Raw genomic sequence first — 14,219 nt, 5'->3', positions numbered from 1 at the left:
TCAATCACAAATAAAAGAATGAGTATTGTAAATATATCTGATCACGTTTACGTTTCTTCAAAATTAAATCAAATTATAGAAGATACTGTAAATTTTTTTGATGGCACACCAGTATATCCAATTCCTATTACAGAACGTTTTTGTGGGACTGGAGTTTATGGCCTATATTGCACTGCACAATCCGGTATATATTCGGGATTTAATTTAGTCAATAGAACTATATTACCAAAAATATCTATTGGAAGCTATTAAAGAATATATGTCTAAACTAAATGAGGAAAATGTCTAATTTATCTTTATCTTGCCTAGAGTTATTTGCTGGTGCAGGGGGGCTAGCAAAAGGCTTAGAGATGGCTAAAATCAAACATAAAGCCTTGATTGAATTAGATTATAATGCTTGTTTAACACTAGCCAATAACTATAATCATCAACTAATTTATAATGTAGACGTTCGTAAATTTAAATTTGAAGAAGTTGGTGAAGTTGATATTATTGCGGGGGGTCCCCCATGCCAACCATTCTCATTGGGAGGTAAGCACAAAGGTCATATGGATCAACGTGATATGTTTCCCCATGCTTGCAAGGCAATTAGTATTTGTAAACCAAAAGCTTTTATATTTGAAAATGTCAAAGGAATGTTACGTCCAGCATTTAGTAACTATTTTGAGTATCTTATTCTGAGCCTGACATATCCAGAAGTTTGTCTTAAAGATTTACAGTCTTGGAAAGAGCATTTGATTCTTCTTAAAACCATTAGCAATTCCAACAATTATCCCGGGGTCAAATATAATGTGGTTTTTGGTCTCTTAGATGCTGCAAATTATGGAATTCCTCAACGACGCGAACGGGTTTTTATTGTTGGAATTAGACAAGATTTAAATATTAATTGGTCTTTTCCCCAACCATCTCATTCTTATGATTCCTTATTGTGGTCACAATTTGTTAGTTATGATTACTGGGAAAGACACCAAATTAAACCAATAAGCATTGAATGGGTAGATCAAAGAACTAAGCAAAAGATTAATCAACTAATACAAAAACCCACTCTATTTCCCCCGGTTTTAAAACCTTGGAAAACCATTCGGGATCAAATTGGAGAATTGCCAAAACCTGATAGTCAAGGTAGTTTTGATCGGGAGCATATTTTAAGGCAAGGTGCTCGATCATATCCCGGTCACAATGGTAGTTATATTGACATGCCATCTAAAACAATAAAAGCAGGAGATCATGGGGTTCCTGGCGGAGAAAATATGATTCGATATCCTGATGAAACTGTACGTTATTATACTACATTGGAAGCGAAACGAATTCAGACGTTTCCTGATGATTATAGATTTATTGATTGCTGGACAGAATCTATGAGACAAATTGGAAATGCAGTACCTGTGGAGTTGGGTTATTTTTTGGCTAGTTCTCTATCAAGAGCTTTATGTTGAATTTTTCTTCTCTCTATCCTAATCTTGACGCACCCCCCCTACTACTGGTTTCACTTCCTCCAAAGAAAAAGGATCAGCACCACCAACCCAATTAAAATCACTAACACGAATCATAAAACTACCAAGTTGTAAGGTAGGATTATATCTCAAGCTAACACCGTAGGTGCGCCGATTATACTCTATTATGTAATCTGTATTGCTTGCCTTACCTGTGTCCACATTAATAGCTGTTTGAAACCCAAAACGAAATGGACCATAAATTTGCTGTGAAATACCTGCACTAATTACCTTATTATCTACAAAACGATCAAACAAAAAGGGTGAAGTTCCCGTGTTGAATCCCTGAGAATAACTAATGTTAAAACCTGTATAGTCGAAAAATGACCGAGAAAAATGACCCACCTGTCCCACCAATCCTACCGTCCCAATCAGACTACTTTGGTCATCCCCACTGGTATAATAGCTAGTTGTACCCGTAACACTGGCGATCGCACGCAAGTAAGGTACAACGGGATTAGATGTATACTTTAACCCTTGTTTAGGGGTTGCTGGTAAGGGTTTTCCCTCCCATAATAATAAACCACTGCCCAGAGATGCACTAGCTTGCAAACGTCCCAAAGACACCCGATCATTTCGTCGTTGAGGTGAAAGTAAACTAAGGCGATCTGTGTTAGAGTTAATATACTGACCCCCTCCCTGGAAATTAAGGTTAATACCACTTTTCCCCAAGGGGATCAGGGGAGAAGAGATCAGACCGCCCACACTACTTTGTACGGTTTGAAACCCGAGAGTGCCATTATACAAGCGATCGCGGTAGCTATATTCTAAATTGAGTGTGTAAGGATTTTCTTTTCCTACTGATTGTTTTAACCTTACACTTCCCCGGGAATGATCTTCCAACTTGTCTAAATTGAGACTAGTTAATTCTCCTGCACCTTCTATGGAGGTTCGGGGACCTAAAGTGCTATTTATTTTAGTTTTTACCCCAAATAAATCGGGCACATTACTACCATTTTCAATAGATTTCTGTACAAAGAACTGTGGTGTTACGGACCATCTAGTTGTCTCCGTATTCAAGAGGGTAAAACTACGTTCCACGTAAAAACCACCCCTTTGACCATTATCAAAACCGGGGGCCACTATAAAAGGATATATATCCCGCTGACGACGGTCAATTTTCTGTTTATCTATGGGAATAGGTAGAACAAAATTTTGGTCAAATACTAAACGCTGACGCTGGGTGGTAACCCGATCTACTAAGGGAGACTCTTGTCTTAACTTTACCTTAGATGCTCGTAATTCCAACTCTGGAGGAGAAAAGGGATCATTAGTAATTCTCACCTCTTCAGCTTCCCAACCACGGGGATAAAAATCCACCCGTTGGGCTTCAAATCTAGCGCGATTGACTGCTCCTCCACTTCTAGTTACGGGAACATTGCTGGCATCAACCCGCCCACCCAAGTTAATATCAACACCTCCTGGGCTGGTAACTTGACTAATTGGTTGATTCGCAAGAATACGTTCACTGGGCAGATTTGACATAGCACTTGGGTTTCTTTCTCTATCAGGAGAAAAATCTAAGTCACTACCAACCGAAGGTAGATAAATCTCACCCCTAGCATTTTCCAAATTCCCTGTATCCTGGAGAAAATTATAGGTAAAGCGTTCCCCCCGTAAGATCTGACTACCTCTGGTGATCACCACATTACCTTCTCCAACCACAATTAAATTGTCTAAATTAACTTGTAGTCGATCAGCATTAACTATGGCTCCATCAAATTTAACTGTGACCTTTCCCAAGGCTGTTACAATTCTTCTGTTGGTGTCATATTCTTGCTTGTCCGACAGCACTTCCACTATCCTAGGTTGAACCTGTGAACCAGTTGCAGAGGGTTGAGCTGAAGTGGTAAATTCTAGTTTGGGAGGGGCGATCGCTTGATTATTAACTGGACGGGAATAGAACTGAAGAGTATTGCCTGTTTTATTTTTTACTGAATAGTAATTAGATTGAAGTTGTATGTGTTCACAAGCAGTAGGTAAATTAGGTGGCAAAGCTGGATGGAGCATGTCTGAGCAAGATTAAGCTAAAAAGTGTTTTTTCCCTTATACGTAAAAGTACAAGGGATGTTTGTCTTTTGATGAGACCTGTTTAGAATGATGTAAACTGGCTAGTCTCTTATATCTTCCAGCAGTTGCAGATGAGTCTGTTTATTCTAAATCGCGACGACCAGGGTTACGAGCGGGGTCATTGGATAGAAATCCAAAGACAAAAATTCCCACAAAGAACGCAACCACAATATAAACGACGATTTTTAGAGTCACCATAAAATTATCTCCCAAGGGTAAGAAAAAAAGTTATTAGCAATCCACTCCGCAGAAAAGATAGCATTACTATCTTACCTACATTAGACCAATTTTTTGGAGATGGAAGCTGAAACTTATTGATATTCTTGCCACGGTTAAACTAGGGTTAGTTTTTACATATTACAGTAAGTATAGCCATAACTATTATTTTTTATAAACGTTATAGCTAAACTTGTATTATAAACGGCTTTTTACTACTTTTGCTGGAACACCTAAAGCTACAGAATAGGGAGGAATATCTTTAGTTACAACTGCTCCCGCACCAATTACACTTCCCTTACCAATAGTAACCCCATCCAGTACGGTTACTCCGTGTCCCAGCCAACAATCATCTTCAATCACAATCCCCTGACAACTGATACCTTGCTTTTTGATAGGTAATGAACGTTCTGCAAAATTATGATTGTTAGCAAAAATACCACATTGGGCTGCTATCATACATTCCCTACCAATTTTTATATTTCCAGGCCCAGCAATAAGAACATTGGGTGCTATGAAAGTATCCTGGTCAATATGTATTTGGGTATTTTCCATACAACCTATATCCACATTACGCTCTATTGCCACTCCATTACCGAGAAAAATCCTGTTTTTTGGATGTCCATGGGCATCCAAACGTACATTTTTAAAAATATGTACCCCATGACCAATTTCAATAGCTGGGGTGGCAATAAATTCTACACCATGCTGAATATAAACCTTTTTCCCCATTGCTGCAAATAAATGGCGATATAATAGCCTCCTGAGTTGTGGTCCAAGAAAAATTGTTGGCATATCACCCAGAAAAGTAATTGCCAATAGTTCTGTTAGTCGCTGTAATTTTGCTGAATATTTTTGGCTACTCATGGTCATATATTGCTCCCATTATCTTACCCAAATTTCCAATTTTATGTTTCGAACAATGGTAGTTAACTGCACTAAGTAACTTTTATCTCAAGGCGTATTCTTTTGAGTATTGATCTACAGAATATTGATCCTAAAACCACATTTATTCAATGACTCAAGTTTATGGCAAATATACCAGTGATTACCAAAGTCTGACATTAATCACCTTGCCAACTAATTGAGTTAAGATAAAATACGGATCTTAGCTATGAATGTAATGACAATAATAATTTACGGAGGTCACTAGGAACTAAGACAAGACCAGGCATAACACTTTCAATTATGCTCTAATTTTTATCTTTATCAATTCCGACTGATTACCGCTAAATTACGAGATTATCGAGATTATATTTTTTATAAAACTTCAGGGTGGAGTGTCACCTACTTCGGCCATGATGTTAAACTTGACCATTGGTGCAAACAGGTAAGCACTTCCTCGACAGCTATGTCGTATGTCCGGTAACAAATTCGTAGTGTATACTGCTCTAGTCATGCTGCACACAATCATCTATAGGCTAAAAGAACTGCTCCTGAACTAAATATTCTAGAAGTGGAACCTAGACCCCATCATAACATAATTTTTTTGGTTGGACAAGTACTCGACAAAAATCCGTTAATTTACTTAAAGATTGTATCTGTAATCTTTATTGCTTAACTTTCTATACTTTTGCATGAGTTTAAATATAAAATAACATCATAGAAATGATTGGTCAAAAAGTCCCTTTTCTAAAAGGTGGGAAATATCAAAACGGGAGCCAAGTAATTGCATCAGCGATTCACTATGGCTATTAATACAATACTAATGGGTTTTGTCATGTTGTTGAGAGTTGACCAAATCTAAAACAATCATTAAATTTAGTAAAATAATCAACAGTTAACCATGGACTAAAAAACTATTTTGGTGTAAATTAAGCCAATATGTGAGAAAACAACTCGTTGGGTAAAGTGATCAGAGGTTCACAAATCATACTCTCAAGAAGCAATATTAAGGTAAAACCAGTAAACAATTAACCATAGTTGAATTTAAATTCCTACCAGATTATGCAACCAATACGCAAATTTAATGTTTCTCCCTCACTACCTCAACTGCTAGAACCCTTGCGAAAACTGGCATACAATCTCCATTTCGATTGGAATGTGGAGACTAAAGACCTATTTCGTCGCCTAGACCCAGATCTGTGGGAATCTAGCCATCATAACCCCGTTTTAATGCTAGGTACTATCAGTCAGGGGAGATTATTAGAAGTAGCTGAAGATGAAGGTTTCCTGGCACAAATGGACCGTGCAGCTCGCCAATTGGAAGATTATTTACAGGAGCGCAGCTGGTATCAAAAACAACGTAATAAACCACTCAAAGAGTGCTATGCCTATTTTTCAGCGGAGTTTGGACTGGTGGATTGTTTACCCGTCTATTCAGGAGGTTTGGGTGTTTTGGCTGGGGATCACTTAAAATCTGCCAGTGATTTGGGATTACCCTTGGTTGGTGTGGGCTTACTTTACCAACAAGGGTATTTCGCCCAATATCTCAATGCTGATGGTTGGCAACAGGAGCGTTACCCCATCAATGATTTCTATAATATGCCTTTGCATTTGGAACGTAATCCTGACGGTTCTGAGTTAAGAATCGCTGTGGAATACCCAGGACGCAAGGTATATGCTCGAGTGTGGCGAGTCCAGGTGGGAACAGTCCCTCTCTATATGTTGGACACGAATATTCAACCCAACAAGGCTTATGACCACGATATAACCGACCAGTTATATGGTGGTGATGTTGATATGCGTATTCATCAAGAGATAATGCTGGGAATCGGTGGGGTGCAAATGTTGAAGGCCCTGGGTTACAACGTCACCGCCTATCACATGAATGAGGGCCACGCAGCTTTCTCTGCTTTGGAAAGAATTCGTATCCTCATCCAGGAAGAAGGTTTAAATTATGACCAGGCTAAACAGGTAGTAGCCTCTAGTAATATTTTTACTACCCACACTCCCGTACCTGCGGGGATTGACCTGTTCGCACCTGATAAAATTTTGTACTATCTGGGTTACTACGCTGATATTTTTGGTTTGCCTAAAGATCAGTTTTTGGGACTGGGTAGAGAAAACACAGGTGATTTGTCAGCGCCCTTTAGTATGGCAGTTTTGGCCCTAAAAATGGCAACATTTTCTAATGGGGTGGCTCAGTTACATGGTGTGGTCTCCCGGCAAATGTTTCAGGGTTTATGGCAAAAAGTCCCTGTAGACGAAGTACCAATTACATCTATCACTAATGGAGTTCATGCCCGTAGTTGTGTGGCTAAGTCAACTCAGGAGTTATATGACCGCTACCTGGGACCTAATTGGTCATCAGCTCCCCCAGATAATCAAATCTGGGAACGGATGGATTCTATTCCTGATGAAGAACTATGGCGCAACCATGAGCGATGTCGTCTGGATATGATATTGTATGTGCGGGAACATTTGGTGAAACATTTACGAGATCGGGGAGCATCAGCTTCAGAAATAGCCCAAGCACAAGAGGTTCTTGACCCCAATGTTTTAACTATTGGTTTTGCTCGTCGTTTTGCTACCTATAAACGTGCAACCTTATGGATGCGTGATATAGATAGGATTAAGCACATACTGTTAGCTAACAAACACCGAAAAGTACAGTTTGTGATTGCGGGTAAGGCACACCCTAAAGATATTCCAGGGAAAGAGCTGATTCAGGATATTAATCACTTTATTCGTGAACAGCATCTGGAAAAGCAGGTAGTGTTTGTGCCTAATTACGACATTCACATTGCTAGGCTGATGGTAGCTGGTTGTGATGTGTGGTTAAATACGCCCCGCCGTCCTCGGGAAGCATCCGGTACTAGTGGAATGAAAGCAGCTATGAACGGACTGCCTAATCTCAGTGTGTTAGATGGGTGGTGGGATGAAGCTGATTATGTTCGTACTGGTTGGGCAATAGGTCATGGAGAAAATTATGAAGATCCTAATTATCAAGACCAAATAGAAGCTAATGCTCTCTATGAGTTGCTGGAAAAAGAGGTTGTCCCCCTATTCTATGACCACCGAGATGAAGATGGCCTACCCAGACCATGGGTGGCAAAGATGAAGGATGCCATCAGATTGAATTGTCCCTTGTTTAATACAGCACGCATGGTCAGAGAATACGCCCTTAGAGCCTACTTCCCTGCGAGCGATCGCCATTATACCTTAACATCAAATCACTATGCACCAGCCAAGGAGTTAGCGCACTGGAAATCTATATTGAGTGAACATTGGTTCAATATCAGAATTAAGGACATTGATGTATCCACAGGGACAGAAATTGGGGTGAATCAAAAGGTGGGAGTAACCGCCAAAGTTGATTTAGCCACTTTAACTAACCAGGATGTGCGGGTTGAACTATATCAAGGCTCCATTGATGCTAATGGTGACATTGTCAATGCTATTCCTGTAGAAATGAGTTATCATGGGCAAGATGATGGGGGTTTAAGTATTTATACTGCCGATATTACCTATACCAGTTCTGGTTTACAGGGTTTATCTTTGCGGGTTTTGCCCCATAACCAATACCTTTCTAGTCCATACGAACCTAGATTGATTGCCTGGGCTGAGTGATCTATTATTCAACTATTCAACCTTTTTTCCTTGAATCTTAGACAAAAGTTCTTCTTTAATCCGATTCAAAATAGAGGTCTCATCCAAATTGGATAATATGTTGGTTACTACTGCTTTGGGACCTTCTGGACCCCAGGTGGCACCATTAGCTAGGTAGGCTTTAGTCACCTGTCCAATTCCGTAAGAGGATACGCCTGCTACCCCTGCTTGGGTAATTGCTACGGATATATAAGGACCTAAAGTTATTCCAGCTGTGGCAGTTGCGGACAAACCTAATATGGTTTTCAAGCCACTTAGACCTAGGTTTGCCAGCAACTCGCTCACTCCAATTCCACCCATGCTCAAGGCGATTTTTTGCAGCAGTTTCACAGCGCCACTCTGAGTCATTTCAATGCCATAGAGCTTGGATAAACCTAAAATTATGGCTATGTCAATAGCTATACTGCTGACAATATCAACCACAGTAACCGGATTGAGCGCAATAGCCAAAGCTTTAATCATTACCGCTTTCCAAATTAACTGATTAGCACTTTCTTCTCTAATGATTAGCTTGCGCTGTACAATTTGTTCACTCACAGTATTGGCGTAGAGCATGGTGTTTAAAGCTACTAACGCTTTTCCTTCTCGTTGCAAAATCTCCAGAATTTTGAGCTTTAATTCTTCCACTTGGGCCTTCCCTGCTTCTAGCTTTATAGTCCTAGCTCCATCAGCTTGAACTATGGCGGTCTTAACTAGAGGTGAAGCAGCACACATGACTATTTCGTCGGGTGAAACTAATTCTTTAACCCTGTCATCCCGAATTTTCTGATAAATTGCCAGACGGTCAGTTATAGGATACTGATCAATCTTATTGAAAACTAAAATAATTGGTTTACCTACTGTTCTTAACTGGGAAAGAGCCACCTGCTCAATCTTGGTCATATCGCCAGCAATCACAAATAAAATTAAATCGGCTTGTTTTGCTACCTTTTGTGCCAAAGCAGCACGAGTTTCTCCATCAACCTCATCTAATCCCGGTGTATCTACTAAAACTACTTGAGATTGATCTGGGGAGAGAAAAGTAGCCTTGAACGTACCCATAGCTTCCTGGGACATGGTCCAGTTAACTTTTTGTTCCGCACGGGTAACCCCATGTAAAGGTCCAGTTTCAAATATTGGCTGACCAACCAAAGCATTCAAAAGAGAAGACTTGCCCCTTCCTACCATGCCAAAGGCCGCTATTTGTACCACCATGTCTTCTAATTTTCCCAACATGGTTTCTAAATCTGCTATTTCACTCTCTAACCCACACATTTCTTGAGCAGTCAGGTCAAGACGGGTCACCAAAGTTTTCAAAGCAGTTTTAGCTTGTCCATAGTTCAGTTCCGCTTGAATATTTCCAAAACTGAAAATCGCCTCATCCAGTTCTGTGTCAGAAGAATTATTGTTTTCGGGTTGGGGTAATTTAGATGTGATATTTGTCATATTATTTATTTTTGCTCCAAGGGGTCACAAAAAGTAGTAGAGTTAGGAGTTGATCTGGTAGCGTTAGCATCTTAATAAAATCACCTGTGCGAAAAATAGTTATTGCTGGTAACTGGAAAATGTTCAAAACCCAGGCGGAATCAGAGGAGTTCCTGCGCGGATTTCTGCCTGAATTGGAGGAAACACCCTCTATAAGAGAGGTTGTATTGTGTCCCCCCTTTACAAACTTAAATGTTATGTCCAAATATCTACACGGTAGTCGTGTGAGTTTGGGCGCGCAAAACGTGCACTGGGCGGAAAATGGAGCCTATACGGGTGAAATTGCCGCCCCCATGCTGTTGGAAATAGGTGTTCGCTATGTTATTATTGGCCATAGTGAAAGACGACAATATTTTGGCGAAACCGATGAAACTGTTAACCTGCGCCTTAAAGCTGCCCAAAAGTATGGGCTAACACCTATTCTCTGTGTGGGTGAAACCAAACAACAAAGAGATGCAGGAGAAACAGAAAAACTAATCTCTTATCAATTAAAACATGACTTGGTAGATATAGACCAAACTAAACTGGTTATCGCATACGAGCCAATTTGGGCAATTGGTACGGGGGATACTTGTGAGTCTGCAGAAGCAAATCGGGTCATTGGATTAATTCGCTCTCAATTGACTAATAATAAGGTGCCAATTCAGTATGGTGGCTCTGTGAAACCTAATAATATTGATGAAATCATGGCACAATCAGAAATAGATGGTGTTCTCGTTGGTGGCGCCAGTTTGGAACCGGACAGTTTTGCCAGAATTGTCAATTATCAATAGGTAAGGGGGGTAGGGGGTCAAGGTCAATTATGGCAAATCAAGCAAGTAAATTAGTTATTCGACAAAGCTGTTTTAACTGGGGGACAAAAACCTATTTAATGGGGATTTTAAATGTCACCCCCGACAGTTTTAGCGATGGTGGCGAATTCAACACAATTGCTAGTGCTGTAGCTCAAGCTCGCGCCATGATAGCTGCTGGGGCTGATATTATTGACATTGGTGGGCAATCAACTAGACCAGGGGCACAACAAATCACCCTCGCGGAAGAAATGGAACGGGTACTGTCAGTACTAAAGGTAATTAGACCAGAAGTGCCTATACCTATTTCAATAGATACTACCAGAGCCGCCGTGGCCCAAGCTGCTGTCGAATTGGGTGCTGATATGGTTAATGATATTTCTGCTGGAACCTATGATCCAGAAATGTTATCAACCGTGGCCAAGTTAGATGTGCCCATTGTCTTGATGCACATCCGAGGAACTCCCCAAACTATGCAAGAGTATACTCAATACCAAGATGTAATGGGTGAGATTTATGATTTTTTGTCCCAGCAAATAAATACTGCAATTACCTTGGGGATCAAAGGAGAAAAAATAATTATTGATCCCGGTATTGGTTTTGCCAAAAATCATCAACAAAATTTACAAATTATTCGGGAATTGTCCAGGTTAAAAGGCCTTGAAGTCCCCATTTTGGTCGGCCCATCTCGGAAAAGTTTTATCGGCCAAATTTTGAATCAACCAAATGCAAAGGATCGCGTGTGGGGAACGGCCGCAGCTTGTTGTGCAGCCATTTTTCATGGTGCTGATATTCTCAGGGTTCATGATGTTAGTGCCATACGGGATGTGTCCCTTGTTGCTGATGCTATTTATAGATATGGCTAAGTAGGATTTGTCACTTTTTGCCATTACCGGGTCTTTTACCCTCATCTTCTTGTCCTGGTTGGGAAATTAACTCCTCAAACATCCCCGTGGAATTAGCTGGATCTACAAAGACAATTTTGGCGTTGTTGCTTTCTCCCAACTTCTGACTAGCTTGGACATAATCCTGGGCCACAAGATACCGTAAAATATCTTTACTTTCAGGATGGGCACGCAAGGCCTCGGAAATTATTTCCATAGATGTTCTAGTTCCCTCAGCTTTTTTGATTGCTGCTTGTCTTTCTCCCTCCGCTGCGGAAATCACTGCTCGCTTTTTAATTTCTGCTGCACGTTCTTCTTCCATGGATTTTCTTACGCTTTCTGGTGGTGTAATTCTTTGGAAATCTAACCGCATGATTTCTACCCCCCAGGTCTGGGAGGTCAAGTTTAACTGGTCTATTAGGGTTTTGTCTATGTTAGACCTGGCCATGTTACTTTCTTCTAGGGTATTCTGCGCTAGAATCTCTCGCACTGTGGTTACTGCTAAATTGTTAAGTGCCTCTTGTAAATCATCAACAGCATAAAAACTTCTCTCTATGTCTATAATACGCCAATAAACTACCGCATCCACTTCTAAATAAACACCATCCTTGCTAATCACATTTTGGGGACTAATATCTAAAATCTGTTCTCTATTGGTGTCTTCCATGACGATTTGATCTAGTAGGGGAACTATAAAGTTAATTCCCGGTTTCAGTTTTCGATGATACCGCCCTAGACGTTCCACTAGTGCTTCATTGCCTTGACTAACCAATTTGGTAGATCCAAAGGCATAGCCCATAAGGGCTAAAGCTATAGCAATAATTGGCTCCATATATGCTCCTAAGCTCTTGGAAAATTGAGTATAAAATGGCATCATATCATATCATTAACAAAAAAGTTAACCCATGTTCATCGCCAATAAGCAGGCTTTTTGACTAACATCTCGGTAAATATTTTGTAAGTGTTTCATGGTTGGATCGTTACTGGAACCCAAGACGTGGACTGTATTGTCTTGATCTTTGGGTAGGGGAATATTTCCTAAAATATCTAATACCGTTTCTCCCATGTTAGGAGAAATTACCACCAGGGATGACTCCAGTGGGTCGTTATATTGCCAAAAATCATTTATTTGATTAGGGTTTGGGTTAGTATTTAGTTTGGGGGAATTCTCTTCTTGGTTATTTTTTTCGCTGGTATATAATCTCTGGACAGGTGGGTTAACTAATTTTTTCTGACTCCTTAATTTTCTTAAATCTTGAATTATTCTTTCTCTACTTCTACCCCGTAATTCAAATAGTACAAAAGGATCTTCACTCAGGCGATCGCTCAATTGATAATAAACAGCTCCGATGTGTTTACAGGGTACTGCTGGATCGGGACAGGAACATTGACTATGGACATCATTCAAGGTAAAGGGAAATAATGAAAGTCCATTACTGGTGAATACATCTTCAATATTTTGAGGCATTTCTCCTGCTAGTAACTTAGCTGCAAATAGGGATTTACGGGACATAGTTTCAATCACATAGCTCCATTCCTCATCACTAAATATATCAAGGGATAAGGAAACTTGGTATGGTTCAACTTCACTACCTTTCACCCGCCCTAGAACCTTAGATTTTTGAAATTCAATACTCAAAATGTTCCCTTGTCGAGAATAGTTTCTAGCTCTTTCTAACCGCTTTTTAAAACGATAGGAGTCTAATAGGTCTAACCATCTTTGGGACCACCATTCTCTGCTGATTTCTAAAGTTCTCTCTATCATATTTTCTTCTTTAAAACCTAAACTAATCTTATTCGTCATCAACAATAGCATTTCTATCCAGAAATAACAAATCACGTAGTTGATCCGTATCCAGCTGGGTTAACCAGTCTTCACCGGAACTAATTACCTGCTGTGCCAATTGTTTTTTGCTTTCAATCATGTCATGGATCTTTTCTTCTAGAGTTCCCCTACAGACAAACTTGTGGACTTGGACATTCTGAGTTTGTCCAATTCTAAAGACTCGGTCGGTTGCTTGGTTTTCTACTGCGGGATTCCACCATCTATCGAAATGAAAAACATAGTTTGCCCTAGTTAGGTTTAAACCCACACCACCAGCTTTTAAAGACAGAATCATAATTGGTGGACTTTGTGGGTCGTGTTGAAATCTATTGTTTATTGTGTGGTGTTTCGGCGATAATTTGCAAACCTAAACGATTTGCCCAACCTTCACGATTAGCTAAGCTGGGAGGCAAAATTACTATTTCTATCATTATTCTCTACTAATATACTTGGGGAATATATGGGGCAAATAATTGGGGATCTTCCTATAAAATTAGTCGGTACAGCGAGCACTTGTGAATCAACTTTAGCTTGATTTATTTTATTCCTACTTACTTTAGTTATAGCAGAATTAGAAGTGAAAATACAGTCATAGATTCGCCCATGATAGCTTTTCAGCCACGTACCCAACTCCAGGGATGACATGGCTAAAGGATGGTAAGGTAAGGATGTCAAACTAATAGACTCCATTGATATTTGAGATTCGCTTCGCCAAGTTTCTGCCCAGAGGAACAATACTGGATCAAAATTACTTTTTGTTTTATCCAACCAAGCACCGTGTAGAATTCACATATTTTTTCACAAATTCCCAAGTACAAACTAAAAAGTCGCCAGATCCCCCCCCCTTTACCTTGTCTGAAACTAATATATCCAAAACCAAGTCGTCTACATTATATAAGTGTTAGGATTGCCACAGAGCGAGAAT

At 39.9% G+C, this 14,219-nt stretch carries 11 protein-coding genes and 1 pseudogene; 5 read left to right on the top strand and 7 right to left on the bottom strand.

Going from position 1 to position 14,219, the window contains the following annotated elements:
• Positions 1–18 precede the first annotated feature (18 nt).
• The gene (locus IAR63_RS05885; RefSeq protein ID WP_187706922.1) at positions 19–252 is read left to right on the top strand and encodes a GIY-YIG nuclease family protein; all 234 of its coding nucleotides are present in this window, start codon (positions 19–21) and stop codon (positions 250–252) included.
• A gap of 29 nt (positions 253–281) precedes the next feature.
• Positions 282–1,436, top strand: a complete 1,155-nt coding sequence (locus IAR63_RS05880; RefSeq protein WP_187706921.1) for a DNA cytosine methyltransferase — start codon at positions 282–284, stop codon at positions 1,434–1,436.
• 18 nt (positions 1,437–1,454) lie between these two features.
• Here the strand turns inward: IAR63_RS05880 and IAR63_RS05875 are convergent, their stop codons facing one another.
• The 3 genes from IAR63_RS05875 to IAR63_RS05865 all read right to left on the bottom strand — a co-directional run bounded on the left by IAR63_RS05875 (position 1,455) and on the right by IAR63_RS05865 (position 4,646).
• Positions 1,455–3,503, bottom strand: coding sequence for a DUF3769 domain-containing protein (locus IAR63_RS05875; protein ID WP_187706920.1), 2,049 nt, complete (start codon positions 3,501–3,503; stop codon positions 1,455–1,457).
• Between the two features lie 141 nt (positions 3,504–3,644).
• Positions 3,645–3,761 (bottom strand): photosystem II reaction center protein I, encoded by a 117-nt coding sequence (locus IAR63_RS05870; protein ID WP_006276427.1) that lies wholly within the window; start codon positions 3,759–3,761, stop codon positions 3,645–3,647.
• 216 nt (positions 3,762–3,977) lie between these two features.
• Positions 3,978–4,646, bottom strand: a complete 669-nt coding sequence (locus IAR63_RS05865) for an acyltransferase (RefSeq protein WP_040008447.1) — start codon at positions 4,644–4,646, stop codon at positions 3,978–3,980.
• 1,080 nt (positions 4,647–5,726) lie between these two features.
• Between IAR63_RS05865 and glgP the strand changes: the two genes are divergently transcribed.
• Positions 5,727–8,291, top strand: a complete 2,565-nt coding sequence (glgP, locus tag IAR63_RS05860) for an alpha-glucan family phosphorylase (RefSeq protein ID WP_187706919.1) — start codon at positions 5,727–5,729, stop codon at positions 8,289–8,291.
• A gap of 12 nt (positions 8,292–8,303) precedes the next feature.
• Here glgP and IAR63_RS05855 read toward each other — a convergent pair whose 3' ends face one another.
• A complete protein-coding gene (locus IAR63_RS05855) occupies positions 8,304–9,755 on the bottom strand; it encodes a GTP-binding protein (protein WP_187706918.1) in 1,452 nt (483 codons plus the stop codon).
• Positions 9,756–9,841: 86 nt separating this feature from the next.
• Between IAR63_RS05855 and tpiA the strand changes: the two genes are divergently transcribed.
• Together tpiA and folP are read left to right on the top strand one after the other, a co-directional pair.
• Complete coding sequence (tpiA, locus tag IAR63_RS05850) at positions 9,842–10,567, top strand: triose-phosphate isomerase (RefSeq protein WP_187706917.1); 726 nt, start codon at positions 9,842–9,844, stop codon at positions 10,565–10,567.
• Between the two features lie 29 nt (positions 10,568–10,596).
• Entirely contained in the window at positions 10,597–11,451 is an 855-nt protein-coding gene (gene folP, locus IAR63_RS05845; protein WP_187706916.1) for a dihydropteroate synthase, read from the top strand.
• Positions 11,452–11,461: 10 nt separating this feature from the next.
• Here the strand turns inward: folP and IAR63_RS05840 are convergent, their stop codons facing one another.
• The 3 genes and pseudogenes from IAR63_RS05840 to IAR63_RS05830 form a co-directional block, all read right to left on the bottom strand.
• Positions 11,462–12,301 carry an SPFH domain-containing protein gene (locus IAR63_RS05840; RefSeq protein ID WP_187706915.1) on the bottom strand — a complete coding sequence of 280 codons (840 nt, stop codon included), beginning with the start codon at positions 12,299–12,301 and terminating at the stop codon, positions 11,462–11,464.
• 66 nt (positions 12,302–12,367) lie between these two features.
• A complete protein-coding gene (locus IAR63_RS05835; protein WP_187706914.1) occupies positions 12,368–13,234 on the bottom strand; it encodes an SWIM zinc finger family protein in 867 nt (288 codons plus the stop codon).
• A gap of 28 nt (positions 13,235–13,262) precedes the next feature.
• A pseudogene (locus IAR63_RS05830) lies at positions 13,263–13,625 on the bottom strand (helicase-related protein); the annotation flags it as partial.
• Positions 13,626–14,219 lie beyond the last annotated feature (594 nt).

Source organism: Cylindrospermopsis curvispora GIHE-G1, assembly GCF_014489415.1.
GTDB lineage: Bacteria > Cyanobacteriota > Cyanobacteriia > Cyanobacteriales > Nostocaceae > Raphidiopsis > Raphidiopsis curvispora_A.
The sequence above is the reverse complement of the archived record's forward strand: the minus strand, read 5'-3'. Positions and strand labels throughout refer to the sequence as shown.